This window comes from Paenibacillus barengoltzii G22, assembly GCF_000403375.2.
GTDB lineage: Bacteria > Bacillota > Bacilli > Paenibacillales > Paenibacillaceae > Fontibacillus > Fontibacillus barengoltzii.
Map to the genome: position 1 here is coordinate 417,006 of NZ_KE159655.1, position 19,291 is coordinate 436,296.

General features: G+C 53.0%; 17 protein-coding genes and 2 pseudogenes. 3 read left to right on the top strand and 16 right to left on the bottom strand.

From position 1 onward, the window contains the following. Positions 1 to 56: 56 nt before the first annotated feature. The 11 genes and pseudogenes from C812_RS22030 to C812_RS19710 all read right to left on the bottom strand — a co-directional run bounded on the left by C812_RS22030 (position 57) and on the right by C812_RS19710 (position 12,111). A pseudogene (locus tag C812_RS22030) lies at positions 57 to 1,393 on the bottom strand (IS3 family transposase). 126 nt (positions 1,394 to 1,519) lie between these two features. Beyond that, the gene (gene treR, locus C812_RS19670; RefSeq protein ID WP_016314394.1) at positions 1,520 to 2,242 is read right to left on the bottom strand and encodes a trehalose operon repressor; all 723 of its coding nucleotides are present in this window, start codon (positions 2,240 to 2,242) and stop codon (positions 1,520 to 1,522) included. A 22-nt stretch (positions 2,243 to 2,264) separates the two neighbouring features. Continuing rightward, on the bottom strand, positions 2,265 to 3,950 hold the full coding sequence (gene treC / locus C812_RS19675; RefSeq protein ID WP_036626157.1) for an alpha,alpha-phosphotrehalase: 1,686 nt from the start codon (positions 3,948 to 3,950) through the stop codon (positions 2,265 to 2,267). A 66-nt stretch (positions 3,951 to 4,016) separates the two neighbouring features. Continuing rightward, positions 4,017 to 5,444, bottom strand: coding sequence for a PTS system trehalose-specific EIIBC component (gene treP, locus C812_RS19680; RefSeq protein WP_016314396.1), 1,428 nt, complete (start codon positions 5,442 to 5,444; stop codon positions 4,017 to 4,019). 247 nt (positions 5,445 to 5,691) lie between these two features. Continuing rightward, the gene (locus tag C812_RS22635) at positions 5,692 to 5,868 is read right to left on the bottom strand and encodes a hypothetical protein (protein WP_016314397.1); all 177 of its coding nucleotides are present in this window, start codon (positions 5,866 to 5,868) and stop codon (positions 5,692 to 5,694) included. A 195-nt stretch (positions 5,869 to 6,063) separates the two neighbouring features. Then, positions 6,064 to 6,474, bottom strand: a complete 411-nt coding sequence (locus C812_RS19685; RefSeq protein ID WP_016314398.1) for a YjdF family protein — start codon at positions 6,472 to 6,474, stop codon at positions 6,064 to 6,066. A gap of 222 nt (positions 6,475 to 6,696) precedes the next feature. Then, entirely contained in the window at positions 6,697 to 7,236 is a 540-nt protein-coding gene (locus tag C812_RS19690) for an NADPH-dependent FMN reductase (protein WP_016314399.1), read from the bottom strand. A gap of 230 nt (positions 7,237 to 7,466) precedes the next feature. After that, the gene (locus tag C812_RS19695) at positions 7,467 to 7,811 is read right to left on the bottom strand and encodes a VanZ family protein (RefSeq protein WP_279626238.1); all 345 of its coding nucleotides are present in this window, start codon (positions 7,809 to 7,811) and stop codon (positions 7,467 to 7,469) included. 222 nt (positions 7,812 to 8,033) lie between these two features. Further along, the gene (locus C812_RS19700; RefSeq protein WP_425270104.1) at positions 8,034 to 8,909 is read right to left on the bottom strand and encodes a M15 family metallopeptidase; all 876 of its coding nucleotides are present in this window, start codon (positions 8,907 to 8,909) and stop codon (positions 8,034 to 8,036) included. A gap of 221 nt (positions 8,910 to 9,130) precedes the next feature. Continuing rightward, the gene (locus C812_RS19705) at positions 9,131 to 11,518 is read right to left on the bottom strand and encodes a GH36-type glycosyl hydrolase domain-containing protein (RefSeq protein ID WP_016314403.1); all 2,388 of its coding nucleotides are present in this window, start codon (positions 11,516 to 11,518) and stop codon (positions 9,131 to 9,133) included. 170 nt (positions 11,519 to 11,688) lie between these two features. Further along, positions 11,689 to 12,111 (bottom strand): hypothetical protein, encoded by a 423-nt coding sequence (locus C812_RS19710; RefSeq protein WP_016314404.1) that lies wholly within the window; start codon positions 12,109 to 12,111, stop codon positions 11,689 to 11,691. A gap of 207 nt (positions 12,112 to 12,318) precedes the next feature. Here C812_RS19710 and C812_RS21670 point away from each other — a divergent pair, with 207 nt between their 5' ends. Further along, entirely contained in the window at positions 12,319 to 13,086 is a 768-nt protein-coding gene (locus C812_RS21670) for a class I SAM-dependent methyltransferase (RefSeq protein WP_016314405.1), read from the top strand. 106 nt (positions 13,087 to 13,192) lie between these two features. Here C812_RS21670 and C812_RS19720 read toward each other — a convergent pair whose 3' ends face one another. The 3 genes from C812_RS19720 to C812_RS19730 form a co-directional block, all read right to left on the bottom strand. Next, positions 13,193 to 14,416, bottom strand: coding sequence for an MFS transporter (locus C812_RS19720; protein WP_016314406.1), 1,224 nt, complete (start codon positions 14,414 to 14,416; stop codon positions 13,193 to 13,195). Positions 14,417 to 14,435: 19 nt separating this feature from the next. Next, positions 14,436 to 15,467 (bottom strand): ROK family transcriptional regulator, encoded by a 1,032-nt coding sequence (locus C812_RS19725; protein ID WP_016314407.1) that lies wholly within the window; start codon positions 15,465 to 15,467, stop codon positions 14,436 to 14,438. A gap of 102 nt (positions 15,468 to 15,569) precedes the next feature. Continuing rightward, positions 15,570 to 16,106 carry a hypothetical protein gene (locus C812_RS19730; RefSeq protein ID WP_016314408.1) on the bottom strand — a complete coding sequence of 179 codons (537 nt, stop codon included), beginning with the start codon at positions 16,104 to 16,106 and terminating at the stop codon, positions 15,570 to 15,572. Positions 16,107 to 16,212: 106 nt separating this feature from the next. Here C812_RS19730 and C812_RS19735 point away from each other — a divergent pair, with 106 nt between their 5' ends. Together C812_RS19735 and C812_RS19740 are read left to right on the top strand one after the other, a co-directional pair. After that, positions 16,213 to 17,139 carry a phosphatidate cytidylyltransferase gene (locus tag C812_RS19735; RefSeq protein ID WP_016314409.1) on the top strand — a complete coding sequence of 309 codons (927 nt, stop codon included), beginning with the start codon at positions 16,213 to 16,215 and terminating at the stop codon, positions 17,137 to 17,139. Positions 17,140 to 17,284: 145 nt separating this feature from the next. Next, positions 17,285 to 17,803 (top strand): isoprenylcysteine carboxylmethyltransferase family protein, encoded by a 519-nt coding sequence (locus C812_RS19740; RefSeq protein ID WP_016314410.1) that lies wholly within the window; start codon positions 17,285 to 17,287, stop codon positions 17,801 to 17,803. A gap of 64 nt (positions 17,804 to 17,867) precedes the next feature. On the opposite strand, the gene C812_RS19745 is transcribed toward C812_RS19740, so the two are convergent. Continuing rightward, on the bottom strand, positions 17,868 to 18,965 hold the full coding sequence (locus C812_RS19745; RefSeq protein ID WP_016314411.1) for an MBL fold metallo-hydrolase: 1,098 nt from the start codon (positions 18,963 to 18,965) through the stop codon (positions 17,868 to 17,870). A gap of 134 nt (positions 18,966 to 19,099) precedes the next feature. Next, positions 19,100 to 19,285 (bottom strand): annotated as a pseudogene (locus tag C812_RS19750) (nitroreductase family protein); the annotation flags it as partial. Positions 19,286 to 19,291: the final 6 nt, after the last annotated feature.

The window sequence follows — 19,291 nt, forward strand, 5'->3', positions numbered from 1 at the left end:
AAGGCCGCCCCATAATGAACTGTGACCCAGTTTATGGACAGTGAAAGAAGCCCCGTTTAGGCGGACAATAGATGGCTCCTGTATTGATCAGGAGTCATCTTTTTTAATGTCCATTGGTAACGTTCTGCGTTGTAGTACTGGATATATTCCTCAATCTTCTGGCGTAGTTCCCCTAATGTTTCACAACGACGGTACTCGAGCTCATCCTTTAAGTGACCGAAAAATGTCTCCATAGAGGCGTTATCCCAGCAGTTTCCCTTGCGGGACATCGACTGTTGAATTCCTATCCTGGCGACGCGTTGACGGAACCTAGGATGGGTGTAATGGCTGCCCTGGTCAGAGTGAAGGATCGCTTCGGGATGAATGTTCCCGTCCAGTCGTTCAATCAAATTGTCCAGCGTCCGCTCTACAAGAGACATCTCTAGTGAAGAGGATACGTAGTGGGCGAGGATCTGGCGAGTAGCGCCGTCTTTAACACAAGACAGATAAGCCCACTGCCCGTTACCATATCGGAGATACGTAATGTCTGTCAGCAGTACCTTCTCCGGCACACCTGGGTTAAACTGACGGTTTAACAGATTGGGGCATGTCTTGTGTTCCTGTGTGGCTCTTGCCATTTTACGATAAGGATTGGCTTGGCGTATTCTGGCGACCAGATTGTACTTTCGCATTAATCGGCGAATCTTCTTGTGATTCATGATTACGCCGTTATGCCCTTCTAAACGCATCTTAATAGTCAGTGCACCGGCTTTGCCGCGTAACTGGTCATAGTGACCCTTAATGAGCGCTAAATCCTGCTCATCTGAACGCTTACGTAGTTGTCGCCTTTCTTCAGCCCCCAGCCAGCGATAGTAACCACTGCGGCTGACGCCGGCGAGGATGCACAAGTATTGCGTCATCTTTTTAAAACCGTAGGCTCGAATCGTATGGTTGATTATGGCATAGCGCTCTGCGGACGTTAAAACTGTTTTTGTCTTTCGAGCGCTTCGAGCTTTTTTAGCAGTTCATTCTCTGCTTCAAGTAGTTTGATTCGAGCCTCTGCTCGTTTCAACTTCTGCTCAACCGATAACTCACCTTGAGATGGTCTTCCAACACTGTTTTTGCCTCGTCGATCCTCAAGCAGCCCAGCTTCTCCAAGTTTTTGATACTGCTCTCTCCAACGCTTTAGGCACTTCTTGGGCTTTTCGTTGCCGATAGCTGCGATGTCAAATCCCGCATTCAGAAAGATCTCCATCGGTGTTTTACCTTCTTGATAGGCCTTAATTGCTGCTAGCTTAAAAGAGGGCGTATACGTGATAGTGCGATCTGTGACATGCTGCACGTTAGGATTACTCTCCAGCTGCTTTCTTTGCTGTTCCGTAAACAGCTTGTTTTCGCCTCTTACTTTCCTCATGTTCTTCTCTCCCGTTATCAGATATTCTGATTAAAACACAAATGACCCGCAAGAGGGGCACTTTTTCTTAAAGTGTCCATCTTACGGGTCACAGTTCATAACAGGGCGGCCTTTTAGCACGGGAGCTCAACTATTCGAATGAATCCGCCGCGCAAAGTCCACGAAGCGGAATTTGTCCGGCCGGTGCCGGGATTCCGTGTACTGAAACAAGCTGGCGTCCTCCAGATAGACATGGCTGCGGATCACGACCATGTTGTGGAAGCCTTCCAGATCAAGCTGCTGCTTGTCCTCGTCGCTAGGCTCCTCGATGACGATTTCTTTTTTGGCGAAACTAATCTTCAGCCCAAGCTCCTTCTCCAAATACTCGTAGATCGAGTTCTCGCAGATTTCCCGGGTTAAGGACGGCACGTACTTCGCGTTCAAATAATCCTTATCGAGCAGGACCTTCTCATCGTCAAACTCCCGGATACGTACAACCTTCCATACCTCATCCTTGTTAGAGAGATTGAGCTGCTGCTTCACGTACGCATCAGGCTTCACCCGGGAGAGCTCATGCACCAAGGTCCGGGGCTTCTCACCCATCTTGCCGGCCAACTCCTTAAAGCTCACCAGTCCAGATACGGGGAAATCCACCATGTTGCTGCGAATGACAATAGAGCCTTTGCCTTGTACCTTCTGGATATACCCGTTCTGTGCCAGCAAGTTTAAGGCTTTGCGAATTGTCTCCCTCGACGTCTGGTAACGCTCCTTCAGTTCATGCTCGGACGGGAGCAGCGAATGGGGGGCAATCTCCCCGGCCTCGATCTGCTGCACAATGTCATTGTGAATCGCCAAATACTTGTTTATCATGCTTTACGACCCCAAACTTTGTTTACGTTCTATGAAGATAATATACCACAGATTCATAGGGTCTTAGCCGAAGATGTTGCGGTTCCGCCGGGGAATCGGCGTAGTTGGACAACAGCAACCGGCACTCGTACTCGTGCCAGCCGTCTCCGTCAGGCAGCTTAAATTCCGCCTCCTCCGCAAAAAAGTTGTTCACCACAATCAACTTCTCTGCTCCGCCCTCACGCACATAAGCAAATACCGCCGGGTCGTCTTCGGCCAGCAGTTCAAACCGCCCGGTCGTGATCACCTCATATTCTTTTCGCAGTCGGATTAACTTCTGATAATGATAAAAAATCGAGTCTGGATCCGCGACTGCCCGCTCCGCATTGATCTCCTTATAGTTGTCTGCCGGGCGAATCCACGGCGTACCGGTCGTAAACCCGGCGTTAGGCCCGTCATTCCATTGTACCGGTGTTCGGCCGTTGTCCCGCGATTTTTGCGCTAGAATCTCCAAAATATCGGACTCGGACATGCCACGCTCCTTCAGAATGCGGTACATGTTCAGCGACTCCACATCGCGATAATCCTCGATCCGCTCGAAGCCCGGATTCGTCATTCCGAATTCTTCCCCTTGATAGATATAAGGGGTGCCTTGCAGCATGTGCATCGCGGTGGCCAGCATTTTCGCCGATTCCCGGTGATACTTCCCGTCATCACCAAACCGTGATACCACACGGGGTTGATCGTGATTACACCAGAACAGCGCGTTCCACCCGCCGCCTTCGTACATTCCGGTCTGCCACTCAGCCAGAATCTGCTTCAACCGCAGGAAGTCGAGCTCGCCCTTCGCCCATTTCTCCCCGTTCGGATAATCCACCTTCAAATGATGGAAGCTGAAGGTCATGTCGAGTTCCTTCCGGTCCGGATGCGTATAGCGAACACAGTGCTCCAGCGAAGTGGATGACATTTCCCCGACCGTCATCATATCGTACCCGCTAAACACTTCGCGGTTCATCTCCTGCAGATACTCGTGGATTTTCGGGCCGTCGGTGTAATATTTCCGTCCGTCTCCGGGAGCCACCGACCCGTCATCGTCCAGAAACCGCTGGTCCTTGGAAAGCAGATTGATGACATCCAGCCGGAAGCCATCCACCCCTTTATCAAGCCAAAACTTCATCATCTGGTAAATTTCCTGGCGCATCCGGGCATTCTCCCAGTTCAAATCCGCCTGGGTCACATCAAAGAGGTGAAGATAGTATTGCCCCGTGGTTTCGTCGTATTGCCAAGCGTTGCCGCCGAATTTGGACACCCAATTGTTTGGCGGTCCACCTTCCTTGCCGTCTCGCCAAATGTAATAATCCCGGTAAGGGTTGTCCTTGGATGACTTGGCCGCAACGAACCATGGATGCTCGGTTGACGTATGATTGACGACGATATCCATCAAAATCCGGAGACCACGCCGATGGGCTTCCTCCAGCAGTTCATCGAAATCCTCCATCGTGCCGTAGGGTTCAAAGATCTGATAATAGTTGCGAATATCATATCCGTTGTCTCGTTGCGGCGAGTCGTACACCGGCGTCAGCCAGATCACGTCCACGCCCAGCTCTGCAAGGTAATCCAGCTTGCGAATGATCCCTTGCAGATCGCCGACTCCATTGCCTGTCGTGTCGTTGAAGCTCTTGGGGTAGATCTGATACACGACCGCCTTCTTCCACCAAGGTTCCGTCATTTCCAACACCTTCCCTTTCCCACAAAAATCGCAAAGGAGGAACAAATCTGTTCCTCCGCCGGATGCTTAATTTTTCTTGAACGATACTTTGCCGATGTTAGCTTTCGCGAAAACCATCGTGAGGATAAACGGAATCACAACCGCTACGGCCATTGCCAAAGCGAAGGTCACCATATGCTGCGGCTGGATGGACAAGATGCCTGGCAATCCGCCAACGCCGATGGAATTAGCCATGACACCCGTGCCAACCGAGATCACAGCTGCCACCAGCGACCCGATCATCGCAGCGAGGAACGGGTATCCGTACTTCAAGTTAATCCCGAACATCGCCGGCTCCGTAACCCCGAGGTAACAAGAGATGGTTGCCGGGATGGAGACCTGCTTCTCCTCTTCATTTTTTCGATTGATAAAGATCATGGCCAGCACGGCCGAGCCTTGTGCGATATTCGAGAGCGCAATCATCGGCCACAGGTTCGTTCCGCCGAGCTCACTCATTAATTGCAAGTCAATCGCATTCGTCATGTGATGCAGCCCGGTGATGACCAGCGGCGCATACGCGAATCCGAAGATCGCGGCGAACAGCCAGCCGAACGAAGACGTCAGACCCGAGTAGACTACATTCGAGATAAACGAACCGATATGCCAGCCGATCGGCCCAAGCACCGTGTGGGCAAGCAGAACGGTAGGCACCAGTGCAAAGAACGGAACCACGATCATCGAGATCGATTGCGGCACGATTTTACGCAGCTTCAACTCCAGGAAGGATAACACCAGTCCCGCCAGGATCGCTGGAATGACCTGTGCCTGATAACCGATCATTTCTACCTTGGCAAACCCGAAGTCCCAAAACGGAATTTCCGTTGCACCAGCCACGCTATACGCGTTAAGCAGCTGAGGCGAGACAAGCGTGATCCCCAGCACAATGCCGAGAATCGGTGTAGCGCCCATCTTCCGTGCAACAGCCCAAGTGATGCCGACCGGGAGGAAGTGGAAGATTGCTTCACCAATTAGCCAGAGGAACGCATGGGTTCCAGCCCAGAATTGCGATACTTCGACCAGGGTTTTCGTACCGCCGTCCAACATTTTGATATCCCCGATAATGTTGCGGAAGCCGAGGATCAGACCCCCGACCACAATGGCTGGAATCAGCGGGGTAAATATATCTGCCAAATGCGCAATCATTCGCTGCAGGAAGTTCATGTTCTTCTTGGCAGCTTCCTTTGCCTCCTCTTTCGAGGTGTCGCTGACGCCGGCAATTTTGATGAACTCGTTATAGAATGATGCCACTTCGTTACCGATGATGACTTGAAACTGACCAGCTTGGGTAAACGTGCCTTTGACCAATTTGATTGCCCGGATCTGTTCGACGTCCGCTTTCTTCGGATCAACTAACACAAATCTCATGCGGGTTGCACAGTGAGTGACAACCGAAATATTTTCGCGGCCGCCGACATGCTTCAGCAAATCGTTTGCCGGTTGAGTATAGTTACTCATGGATGGTTCCTCCTTCTTGTTGTCCTAGAAGATGATTTCATTTATTTTGCAGCAAACGACAGAACATGATGCCAATCGACCCTTATCCAACTTGTATATACATGTTTTGTTTGCGTTTTCATTTTAACTTGTATATACAAATTCGTCAATCCCCATTTTTCGACAAAAAAAGCGCCCCTTCATCCAAAAAAATGAGGGACACTTACTGTAGTAATTAGTGTGTTCTATGCTGGCTTCAATCCTGGAATTAACCGATATAACCCTTAGCTTTCATCGCTTCGTACGCGGCTTTCTCATTCTCATCCTTAATCTGATATTCCAATGTTCCATCGACAATTTTCGCGCAGCGCCCGCCAAACGGTTTCAGGGACTCCTTGATCTCTTTGAGATCCGGCGTTCCCTTCAAGGAATAATTGACTTTCATGTGTCGTCCACCTCCTAAGGTACAATTAGCAGACGCTGCCGAACCATTGATATGAGAAACATCACAGTGCCGACGTACCCCAGAAGATCGATATCATTGAGATGTTTCTAAAAAGAAAATGGCGAGCAGGAACGAAAGTCCCGCTTCGCCATCTTCTTTCTTCCTATTGACGCATGATGGAGAACGAGATCACCCCTAACGTCCGCGGTGCTTCTCCTTCGCCTTCCGAACTTTTAGCTCTCGAATCCGCTCCTTCTCTGCCTCCCGTTGTTCCCGGGATTGGAGCTTGCGGATCCGCTTGCGCTGCTCGTACTCCAGCCGGATCGCCTCCTGGGCAAAGGTGGAGGCCCCTCTTCGGTTCAGTTCTGCAGCAGCTTGCCGGGCCAACCGCTTGGGGCTGACCCGTTTCACCTCGCTGGGCTTAACGGCAACCTCCTGGGTTAGTCGTTCCAGCAAAGCGTCCAGCCGACAGCGAATAAACTCGAGAATTTCCTCATCCTTCGGCTCTTTCCCGAAAATGTAGCGCGCAGCTTTCAGCTTGCCCTGCTCCTGCACCTCGATGACACCGATCCAAAACTGGCCATCATGATAAACCGTCAATTTCATTGCACAATCCCCCTCTAATCAATCGGAACGACGGACATCCCGAGGGGGGAAGGTTACTGACACGGCCCCAAAGCTCCGTGCGTCTGGACTACCAACCAGACTGTGTTTTTACGTTCCAAATTTTAATTATACGAGGCCTAACCTGCACCGACAATCATGCAAAAAACCCCCGCGCCATATCATTTAGGCACAGGGGTTTCAAAATCGAAGTCGGAATAAATCTTAACGCAGTGTCTTCAACGCACCGCTCCAAGCAAGCAATTGGTCCAGCATGGCATTCAGGTTATTCAAGTGCAGGTCAGCCGGCTTGAAGACACTGTAGTTCTCGAAATCGGTGAACAGCGAGAGGGCCACGTGCGTGCGCACGTCAGCAACGAGCAGCTCGCCCAGAATACCGCGCAGATGTTCAGCGGCACGAGCGCCGCCTACGGAACCATAGCTGACAATCCCAGCAGCTTTGTTGTTCCACGCTTCACGCCCATAGTCAATCGCGTTCTTCAGAGCACCTGTGATGCTGTGGTTATATTCTTGCACGATGAATACGAAACCGTCCAAGCTGTTCAACTTGCTATTCCAAGCCGCTGCTTGCTCACTGGCATCGGCTTCGCCGAGCAACGGCAGTTTGAAATCCGCGATGTCAACGATTTCATAATTCGCGTCGCCGCGAGCTTCCGCATGCTTCTTCACCCATTCTCCGACTTGCGGGCTCACGCGCCCATCGCGGGTGCTTCCCAGGATAATCCCGATGTTCAATTTAGACATGGTTCTATTCCTCCTTGATTGGTTTTATGGTTTCGTTAATCCACATGACATTTTGCCCCAGAAACAATGCTGTCACACCACCAGACATGATTCCGAACTTCTCCAATATCCTTAATTTGGATTAATTAAACTTGAGTTAATGATAGCCGCCATGGTTCCTTTTGTCAAGCAACTTACAAAAAGTTTGCATAATGATTGATCCTCATCACACGCCCCCGATATTCTTATCTTTATCCTTCTTCTGTGCGAACCGCACCTTGCTGCTTCAATGCGGCGGCTCGGATGCGGTACACGAAATAACCAAGTAACGCTCCACCCGTATTGAGGATGAGATCATCCACATCAAATTGACCGATCGCCAGCAGAAGCTGGGCACATTCCAAGCTGAAACTAGCCGCAAATGCGTAAAGCAGTGTCTCGATCCAGGTGATGTCTTTGTGGCGGAACATCAGTCCCAGAAGTAGCCCAAACGGCATAAAAATCAGCACATTGCCAAACAGGTTGACCATCTCATGCGCCGTCATCCCCTTTAGGCTTCGCGTAATTTCCCGCAAAGGAACGAGATTGCCTGCAATCGTTGACCTAGAAAGTCAGGGGAATGCAAATTCGATAGCAATCGTCCCCAAAGCCAGGCCGGCTCCACAGGGTGAAACTTCAACAAAATAATTTTTACCAAAAGGCATATATACAAGGCGAACAGCGCGCAAATGCTCACGTCCTTCAGCCAGCGTTGTGCTCCCCTGGGCTCCATCAGATCCCTCACTTTCATGATCTCCAGACTCGGGCTCACTGCTAAACTACTCGCGAACGGTGACGATAACGCCGTCCATATTATTGCCAGCAATCTCATAACTGCCCTGCACCGGCACTTGAATGGTCTGTTTTTGGGTTACCCGGTAGTAGAAGACATGATACTTCTGGCCTTGTACGGTGATGCTCACCGACTGTTGCTCCTTTAAGTAATCCATATATTCCTCCAATACAAACCCGTTTTTGTGAATAATGGCGCTATGCGGCAGTCCCACGTACCGAAAATGCCAAGGCTCGAACTGGATACCCGTGATCGCCGTTTTGTCGTCGGGGTATCGCAAAATAAACCCATACTTCCACGCATTCTCCTTCAACCACCGGCCCTCCGGAGCCGCGTTCATCTCCGCTTGAGACGACCCGATGTCCAGCGACAACCCCAAGTTATGCTCGCTGTATCCGGCCGGCAATGCCAGCTTGGAACCCATTTGGCGGTACAGCTCGTCCTGCTTCTCCTCGTCCCGATACCCGCTGCTGATCAGGAAATGGTTGATCCCTTCCTTCCCAGCGGCCTTCACCATCGTTGCAAAGCGCTCCGCCAACCGCGGCGACAATAAGACTTGGTTATCTAACACGCCAAATCCGTCGATGAACTCAGGATTCTTGATCAGGCTTACCGCTTCTTCCTCAGGATGCAGCCCCTTGGGAACGGGATGGTCCTTGTTCACCAGCAGCAAATCGCCCTGATATATCATCTCCTTGGTGACATCAATCGTCATGCCCTTTGCACCCTGCAACGAATCGGAAGCAGGATCATTATTGGGTTCAACGTCCTCTACGCGCGGTCTTGAATCTGAGTCCTCCGGCGTCCGCACGATTTCGGCCTTAAATTTAGAAACCCCGTATCCCAGCAGCACCAGGATCATCAGGCAAAGGATCAACTTCTTCACGTCAATTTCCCCCTAGCTTTTCTTCCCCCTTAAGATACCTTTTATAAATTAAGAAGAATGGGAGGAAAAAATAAAGTTTTTCTTAAATTTGATGAGGGAGACGCATGGAATACCAAACAGACAACGCAAAAAAAGCGCAAGCGCGAGGGGGATCCCATCACACTTACGCTTCTTGCTTTTTCCTCCGCCGCTTTCGCTTACGCTCCGGCAGGCAGCTTCACCTGCACGCGATAAGTCTTGCCCGGCTGCACATTCCGCAGCACACCTTCCGGCAGCAGCTCGCCATCCGCGTAAACTGTTGTCTCCGCTACTGCTGCGTCCCGCCGAATTTCAACATGCAGTGTGGCTCCACGGAATTCGCGCGTAATCGCTGCCTCGTTCCAATGGGACGGAAGCTGCGGATTCACGCGGATGCCGTCTTTCGTGCCCTGCACGCCAAACAGCCCGTCGATCAAGCAGCGGTACACCCACGGCACCGTGCCCGTGTTGAACAGATGGCTGGAGCGCCCTGCCGTCCGTGGGAATTGCCGATAAGCTCCCCGGTAATAGTTCGGGATGAATACCGGCAGTTGCCCCCGTTGCACGATGTCCTCAAGATCCGGGCCGGGCAGCATTTTGCGCAGCAGCCGGAACGCGTCGTCCTGCTCACCCACCGTATATAACGCGTAGATATAGAAGGCGGCGGCATGATTGTACACCGCACCGTTCTCCGCGGATCCCGGGTGCTTCTGCGTAACCCGGCCGACATCCTCGCGCATCTTCGTGTAGGAAGGTGCGAGCTTCTCCACGCCGTATGGCGTCTCTAACTGCTCGCGAACTGCGCGCATCAGCTTCTCGCGTTTATCGGCATCGGCCGCGCCGCTCAGCATCGACCAGCCCTGCGGGTTGATGAAGATCCGGCCTTCTTCATCGGTACTAATCCCAAACACGACGTTATCGTCAGTGATGCCCCGTGCATACCAATTGCCGTCCCACAAGTAGCGGTTTACTACTTCGTTGGTTTCCTCCGCCGCCGCACGGTAATCCCGGGCAACCTCAGGCCGTCCGCTGTTCTCGCAAATGCCGGCCCAGACCTGGAACGCATACGCCGTGGCGATCGTCAGCCATCCGGATACACCTTTCCCTTTGTAGCCAACCATATTCATCGGGTCGCACCAGTCGCCTTGATTGATGTAGTTCAGCCCCCGCTCGTCGCGGTCGTTCATCAACCAACGCATCGCTTTATCAACATGGAGATATACAGGTTCGGCTTCTTCACTGTCGGCATAGGCCACCTTTTCCTCCAAAATTGAGTAGTCACCTGTTTCATCCAAATACGTGCTCAGGCAGATAGGCAGCCAGACACAGTGGTCCGTATGCGGCACCTGGTTGATATATTTCAGTTCCGCGTCCGGATGCAACACGATCCCGTCCGGCATGGCGCCGTTTGCCTTCTGCTGACTCAGCGCCGTTAAGAACGAGGCCCGCGCGATCTTCGGCTTGATATAGCTCATGCCCATATGATCCTGCAAATAGTTCCGGGTTTGCGGATCTGTGGTCAGGCGGTTCGTCTGGCCATGATAATAAATTTGCCGCGGCAACCAGCGATTGACGAACAGATCGAGGTCCTTGTCAGGAGTGGAAATCGTCAGGCAACCTCGACCTTCCCGGATGTACTGGTCGTATTCACGTTCAGCAGCCACAAATCCATCCTCACCCAATGCACCATCAGCCTTGCCAAAATACGTCTCCCGAATTTGCGCAATCTCCTGCTCATCGCGGGCCGGACCGAACAGGAAGCGGTATTCCCGCGTTTCTCCTGCCGCCAGTTCCATCCGGTATTGCATGACCGCTGCCGGTGTCTCGTACCGCGCATCTCCCTTCGACAGCTCCGCTTGCTCCAACGCGGATGGACGCGTGATCCCGCCTTCGCCTTCGAACGCCTCCTGGTTCACTTCCCAAGACACCGGGGTGTGTTCGGCAATCAGGAACGTTTTATCACGGAAAAACTTAATTTTGTCGTAATCCTGGTACTTCTGATACGGCGTCACCGAAGAGCAGACGATCGCCCGCAGGTCCTCATGGTATTGGCCGGATTGGTTCATCCAAGACATATAACCAACGGTAAAGTACGGGTAAATACTCAGCTTCCGCGCCCGCTGCGATACGTTCGTCACCTTCACCCGCCAGAGCTCCAGCGGATCCTTCTTCGGCAAGCTGAGGGTCATCTCAATCAACACGCCCTGATGCTCGACCTTCCAGACAATCCGGCTCTGTCCCAAGGCAAAAGAATAGCTGTCGGTCTTAACCCGCATCGGTTCATACGGTGCCGAAAACAGACTCTGATCCTCCTCGTCCTTCACATACACGAAACGGCCCGGATGATGCGCATAGTACGGTTGTTCCGGCTGCATAAACGTTTTCGCTTCCAGGTTTGGGGCATGCGAATACTTGGCCGGCTCCGGCTGCATAAATTGGGCAACGGCATATCCCCGGCAGTTCATGTGAATCATCATCGTTTCGTTCCATAAGAATCCTGACGCTTTAGGCAGGAGCGTAGGGCTTAGCAACTCGTAGAATTCCTGGTCCTCCGTAGCTCTGAACATGATTCAACCTCTTTTCCGCGTAATCTTGTCTACTTGTCTACAACTATGTACATTATACATCGGAAAGCCCTTTTATGAAGCGTTTTCTTCTATAAACTTGCACAAAAAAAGAGCCAATTTCCGCAAAATACGAAATTGACTCGAATCGCCGCATATCGGCACAGGCCTGATCAGATAAACAGAAACGGAATCAGGAACAGCAAAGCGATCGCCGCCCAATCAAACGCATAGGCGCCGTAAGGAGGATAGTACGGATAGCCGCCTCCTGCATATCCCCCGTAATACGGATACCCCGGCCCATACCCATACGCCTTCGTTAGTGCCTGCTCGTTGGTGTGGGGAACCGCTTTAGTTGACGCTTTAGGGTTGCCTTTGGATTTGGATTTTAGCTGCTGGAGCTGCTTCTTGGCTTTAGCGGGTTGGGTAGAGAGAACGTTGGCTCCCGAAGCATATCCTCCGTTCAGCTGAATGCCCTTTTCGTTCACATCGGTAATCGTACCAATGTAATAGCGGCCGTCCCGAAGTACCGCGCATACGGTTTTGCCGATATGCGGCTTGCAGGTATCTACGCTAAGCGGATAGATCTGTTGCATAGACTCGTGCCTCCCCTCTCGAATGCTCATTTATCCTATTCATCCCCCGGGTATTTGTACAGGGCGAATGTCCCGCTAATGAAAACAAATCTTCAAAACCGAGGCCACTCCCAAGGTGAACGCCTATCTTAATCGCGCTGGAGGCGCCGCGGCATATTCTGCTGTTGAGAGAAGTCGGGAAGTTGATAAAGGAGGGGCAGCTATAGGATGAACTACCACGAAATCATCGCCGCCGTGGGGGAAGGCTCGGCACATCCAGGGGGATTTCAGGGAACCCTTGATTTTATGGAGTTTATTGGCATAACACCTGGATTGCGCGTGCTGGAGGTAGGTTGCGGAACGGGCAGAACAGCCTGCCTGTTAGCCCAGATGGGAGCACAGGTCACGGCGATGGATCAAAGTATCGTAATGCTGGAGAAAGCCGAGCAACGAGCCCAGCAGCAGCAACTGCAAATCGAATGGATTCAAGGCAATATCACCGCCATCCCGCTGCGCTCGGACACCTATGATGCGGTCATCGCCGAGTCCGTTACGGTGTTCACCGCCGATCCGGTGAAGGCGTTCCGTGAATACCATCGCGTCCTGCGCAAGGGCGGGCAAGTGTGGGACCGCGAGCTGTTTCAGACCCAGCCTCACCCTGCGCTGGAGAGGGAAATGCGCGAGCTGTACGGCAATCTGCGCTTGCCTGACGCTGCCGCCTGGATGCGGATGCTGCGGGATGCCGGTTTTCAGGAGGTTCGGCAGTGGAGACCAGAACCCGATGCCGCCCCAAATGGACGACATAACGAGAAAGGGAACGGAGGCAGAGCGATAGCCTTCGATTGGCAGAACGCTTGGGACCCGTACCGGATCATTGACCTGGAGGCGCTGCAGGATCCCGCCGTGGGTACCTTTTTCAGAGAGAATGAAGCTTTCCTGCAACGTTACCGGAACCATTTATCCTATGGCGTGTTTCTAGCCCAGAAAGCCGGGTGACGGAACAATACGGGTTTGTCCCCATTCCCCGCTGGGAACAATGAGAATCCAGAAGCTAGCTCATAGGTTATACGTACCTAACGAAGCTAGCTTCTGATAAGACAGACTATTGCGGAGAAGCCACGCTCTCTTGCGAGGCATGGCCTCTTGTTTTCAAGAAAACGTTCAGCCGCTCGGAGAAGAGCCACATCGCTGCTGCCGACAGCACGATGTACACCGGGAACACGCCAATCGTGGAATGTGAAGCCAGGAACCCAAGCAACGGCGGCATAAACGTGCTGCCGGTGTATGCCATGGCCATCTGATAGCCCATGATCTTCTGAGATTGCTTCTTGCCGAAGCGAACCGGCGTTTCATGCAGCATACATGGAAAGATCGGAGCAAGGCCAAGGCCGATGATCAGTAAGCCGACCAGAGACAGAGCCGCGGGGAGCGGCAGCACCAGCACAACGGCGCCGAACAAAGCGATAATCTGGCCTGCGCGGATCATCACACGGTTACTTAATTTAAACGTGACGAACCCGGCAATGAAGCGGCCCACCGTAATCCCGGCAAAATACAACGAAACCCAGCTCGCTGCCGTCGCCGCATCCACTCCTTTGATGCCAACGAGATAGCTGCTGCCCCATAAGCCGACCGTAGACTCCACCCCGCAATAGAACAGAAACGATGCGAGGGCCAGCTTGACGCCGGGAATCCGCAGCGGCTTCACCGGGCGTTCGTCCGGCTGCTCGGCTTCCATCTCACGCAACTCTTCCTTCCGTGAATCGCCGGCGATCCGGGCCACACGATCCCAGAGCGGCAAGGAGAAGAGCAAAATCACCACCAGCGCGAATTGAATCATCGACACGGTCAAATAACCGCTGCGCCAGTGCCCGCTGCCGGAGATAAAACCGGCCATGATGACCGGCCCCAGCGTTGCGCCAACGCCCCAGAAGCAGTGCAGCCAGCTCATATGATGCGCTTTGTAGTGCGCAGCCACATAGTTGTTGAGCCCGGAGTCCACCGCCCCAGCGCCCAGCCCCAGCGGAATCGCAAAGACGCCAAACCAGAACACCGACGGTGCCGCCGAATAACCGAGCAAGGCCGCCGCCGTCATCAGGCAGCTGACCAGAGTCACCTTGCCTGTGCCGAACCGGCCCAGCAACGAGCCGCTGGCCAAGCTGGATACAATCGTGCCGGCGGCGACGATCATATATAAGACGCCGGCAGTCCCCAGCGGAGCGCCGAACTCGCCGCGAATGATCGGCCAGGCCGAGCCGAGCAGCGAGTCAGGCAGCCCCAAGCTGATAAAAGCTAAATAAATGATCAATAGAAAGAATGTTGCCATCTGTTTGGATCTCCTTCTCCTATCCACGGGTTGATATCATCAGATGAAGTCCCAACTGCTGCAAGCCGGTCAAATAATCCCGCCGCCAGTCGCTCATCATCAGCCGGGGCAGATGCTCGGCCGGCACGTATTGCGCGCTTTGCACTTTGATCTCGTTCAACAAAGAGACACTCACCTCATCATGGCAGAACACTATAGTATGCGGATTGATCAGCGCTGTACAGGCCGCGACCAACCGGCTGACGGCATCCACTCCCTCGGGCCCCGCTCCAGCTCTGCCGGGGCCAAGATTTCGTCCCGCCTGCAGCGCCTGCCCGAAGTTCCGTTCCTCGTATTGCGGGACATAATAGACCTCGCCGGAGAAGAATGAATGCCCCCTCACAACGTCACCGTTGATCAAGATCCCGGCCCCGGGGCCATTTTGGCCGAAATAGAGGTAGACCAGCGACGGGTTGTCGCGCGGATCTATGCTGTGGTAATACCCCCACACCGCCGCATTCATATCGTTCTCCACAACGACAGGGAGACCAAAACGCGCTTCCAGGGTGCTCTTCAGATCGAAGTTCTGGAATGCCTCATAAGCAGGAATATGAATAATCCGGCCTTGATTGACCGCTCCGGGTACGCCAATCGCCAGCGACTGAAGCTTCGGGAACCGGTCGATCAGTTCGCCGATCAACTCCGCCAGGCTGTCCCCGGGATCCGCCAGCAGACTTGGCCTGCGACCTTCTTCTTTCACTTCGCCATGACAATTAAAGACCGTGTAATTCGTCTCCTCCCGCTCCAGAAACACCGCCAGACCCAGCATATACTCTGGATTATAGGCGTAACGCTCCGCCCGCCGGCCGCCGCTGGAATCGTCTATCCCGATGGTCGCAATCTCTCCGGCCTCCTTCATTTCAGCCAGAAACTTGCTGATCGTCGGAAAGCTGACGTCCAGCTTCCCGCTCAGTTCCGCCTTCGTCGCGCTGCCCATCGCCAGCAGTGCCGAGCGGATGCCGCTGCGGATCACCTGCTTCATCTCTTTCGGCGTGGCTGGCATTTCGTTCATTGAGGTACCTCCACTACTTTTTAAACATCTTTAATAAGTTAACGACAGCGTATCATATTCACACGAGAAGGGGAAGAGGGAGTCTAAAAAAAATTCCGCAGTCTACGGCTCGTATTCGCTGAGCTTCCCTTCATAGATGAGCTGAAGCCGATCGCACTTCCGGAAATCGTCCGGCGTCACCAGCGCAGGTAGCTTATTCCACAGTTTGATCCCCGAGCGCTCCAGAATCTCCGCCACGAATTGCGAGCAAAAATAAGAGTTGCTGAACTCAATCGGCTCCTTCAAAGCGATGCCGATGACGCCAAGAATGTTGTACAGGAACTTTTGGCGCTTGCGAATAAACAGTTGAAGCACGCGCTCCATTTTCTCCACCTCACGCGGGGTCACCTTTAGCTCATAAATGACGCAGGTCGTGTTCGGGTACTTACTGAACGTACCGGTCTTGATATCCTCTTTGACAAATCCGCCGTTCAGCGGGTTATTCGGATGCTTCCGCCCAAAGCTGTACAACTCCGACAACTCCCGATTGAACGAGATCGAGGCGTGATTGTAAGGCGCCCTTGTGTATCCTTTGATCATTTTGGTGAAGAGTGTTCCTGTATTCGTAAGTAAAATATATACCGAGCGTTCCGCGGCCATGGATGAAATTCCCCTTCTCCCATGTAGACTATATCTAGACTATTCCTCCATAATAACATATGATTCCTTTGGTGGAATCTACCTCCTGAGGAAGTTGGGATTGAGCATGCTAAACAACCTGCAATGGACGATGATCGTGATTTTCGTGGTCCTGGCAGCGATTCATCTCATCTGCGTGGTCCTGAAACCGAAAGTTCCCGGGCCCGGCGGTGAGACTTATTTAGCCTTTAGCCAGCGCCTGCGCACCTGGTGGGGCATGTGGCTGATTCTCTGCTTGGCCACCTTATTTAATCCGGTCGTATCGTTGCTTGCGGTGATGCTGCTATCTTTTTTCGCGTTAAAAGAATACTTCTCCATGATCCGCTCACGCAAATCCGAGCGTCGGTTGTTCCTGTGGGCGTATCTGGCGATTCCAGTTCAGTTCTACTGGATCTTGATCGAATGGTACGGCATGTTTATCGTTTTTATTCCGGTGTATGTGTTCCTGTTCTTGCCGCTTCCTCGCATGATTAACAAAGGAACAGCCGGGTTCCTGCGCAGCGTGAGCCGGGTTCAGTGGGGGTTGATGCTGATGGTGTTTGGTCTCAGCCATCTCGCGTATTTCCCGTTCGCCACGCCGCAGTATGGGGCAGGTCTGGTGCTCTTTCTGGTCGTGCTGACCCAGCTCAATGATATCGTCCATTATGCCGCTTCGTCGTACTTCGGCAAACATAAAGTTGTGCCGACGGCGAATCCGTTTATGACGTGGGAGGGCTTCGCGTGCTCGTTCGTGGTGACGTCCCTGGCAGCCTACATCCTGGCTCCGTTCCTGACGCCGCTAGGTTCTTCGTTTGGCTTGTTCGCCGGGATGCTGATCGGGTTGGGCGGCTTTATCGGCAGCACCACCATCTCTGTCCTAAAGCGGGATTTGCTCATCGGGGACGACGACAAGGCTCAATCCTTGAAGAGGAGCTACCTGAGCTTGGTCGACAGCTTAACGTATACGTCGCCGGTCTTTTTTCACGTGACGCGGTATTTCTTTGATTTCATGTAGGATGAGATGAAGTCCGGGCTGGACCTTAAGACGCTGTTTTAACATGGCATTAACATTCAGATCGTACAGTGAAGAAGCGTCTTTTAAAATCCGCATGACGTGGCGCTTATTGCCGTTTTCGTGCATGTTTAAGGAGGAACCAACCATGGTGACCGGCATCATTCTCATTATACTAACTTTGCTTCGTGTCCCTTCGGCTATTGTCTCGGGGCGGAATGAAGCTCGCATCAAGGCTCACGGAGGCCTCGAATTCGGCAAGACCAACAGCCGGGCGCTGATCGTCGTGCAGTTTCTGATCTACCTCAGCACGATCGGTTATGCTATCGTGGAGGATGTGCCCGTCGGCGTGCATACCTATATCGGTCTGGTCGTTTATGCGTTCGCGATGGCGGTGCTCATCTATGTCATCCGTACGCTGGGACGCTTCTGGACCTTCAAAATCTATATTGCCAAGGGCCACCAATTGATCGAAACTCCGCTATTCAAGCGCGTCAAGCATCCCAATTATTACTTGAACATGATCCCGGAGGTGCTCAGCTTCGCAATCATTTCGCAGGGCTGGGTCGTGTTTATCCCACTGTTCGTGCTCCATCTGATCACGTTGTTCAACCGGATTCGACTGGAGGAGAAGGTCATGAGGAAGAAGTTCCGGGGGTACAAGTAAGACTCTCGACATGAAAAAAGAGGCTTTTCCGAGGTATTAGCACTTCGGGAGAGCCTCATTCTTTTTAAGTCCACCATACTTCCTTAGGGTACGCCGGGTCTCCGAGATACACCGGCTCGCCGATTTTCGGAGTGGCGATAGGTACGCCTTGGCGTTCGGCTTCTGCTGTCGCACGGCGAATGGGATCGTTCCAATCATGCAGCGACAACGTGAACGCCGCCCAGTGAATCGGGAGAAGCAAGCCGCCCTGTACGTCCCGATGTGCCTGCACCGACTGTTCGGGAAGCATATGGATGTCGATCCACCGGGGATCGTATTGTCCGCATTCCATCAAAGCCAAATCAAACGGCCCATACTTCTCGCCGATCTGCCGAAAATGCGGACCATACCCGCTGTCCCCGCTGAAAAATACTTTACGTTCCGGCGACGCAATCACCCAGGAGCACCACAATGTGCCGTTCCGATTCGCAAGGCCCCGTCCCGAAAAATGACGAGCGGGCGTGCAAACGAGCTTCAAGCCGCTCCATTCCAGCTCCTCCCACCAGTCATGCTCGCTGATCCGCCCCGGCTCCACGCCCCAGCGTTCCAGGTGGCTGCCCACTCCTAGCGGGACAATAAAACGCCCCACCTTATCTTTCAACGCCTTGATGGTCCCATAATCTAAATGATCGTAGTGATCATGGGACAAGATCACCGCATCGACGGCCGGCAAATCCTCCAAATCAAACGGCAGCTGCGGGTTAAACCGCTTGCCGCCAAAAGGAGGGACCGGCGTGGGCGACAGACCCAGCATCGGATCAAGCAGCAGGCGCTTGCCTCCGAAATGCAGAAGCAGGGCCGAATGCCCCAGCCAAACCACCATGTCGCGGTCCAGGCGCCCTAGCGTCTCCGGCGTCAGCTGCACGACCGGAAGCGGCCGATCCGGCCTTACTCGCGGGTTGCCCCGCAGGTAATCCCGCAGCACCGAAATCATATTGCCCGAAGCAGGCTGGGGTGGAGAAGCAGGTTCCGTGTACACAAACTTCCTGCCCTGCCGGTTCGGGGATTGTGCGTAACGCGCCCGCATTGCAGGGGAAGCCTTCCCGCCAAAGGCCGGGTGCAGACGAAGAAAGAGCGTGACGCCGATGATGAAGACAAGTAAGATACCTAAAGCAATATACATGCAGGATACCGCCTTTTCCTATGTATAGAGTGGAGAAGTGAAGGATTCAAGCAGAGTATACTGCATTGCAGGGGCAATGCCAAATGAGGGAAAGTGCTTACCTACTTTAAAAAGAAATAGACCGCCCACTCACCAAGGAAACGGTCTATTTCTGAATCGTACAGCCGGTCAAACCCTTCAATCGGACAGGAATCTACGCCGATGAGTGCTGCAGCCGTCAGCATGTTGTCGAGGGCGATATACGCCTGTTTGCATGCCCAGTCGAACATCGCGCGGTCGCTCTCCAGCAGCCGGAAGTCAGACTCTTGAAAAGTCTTGTAATTCCC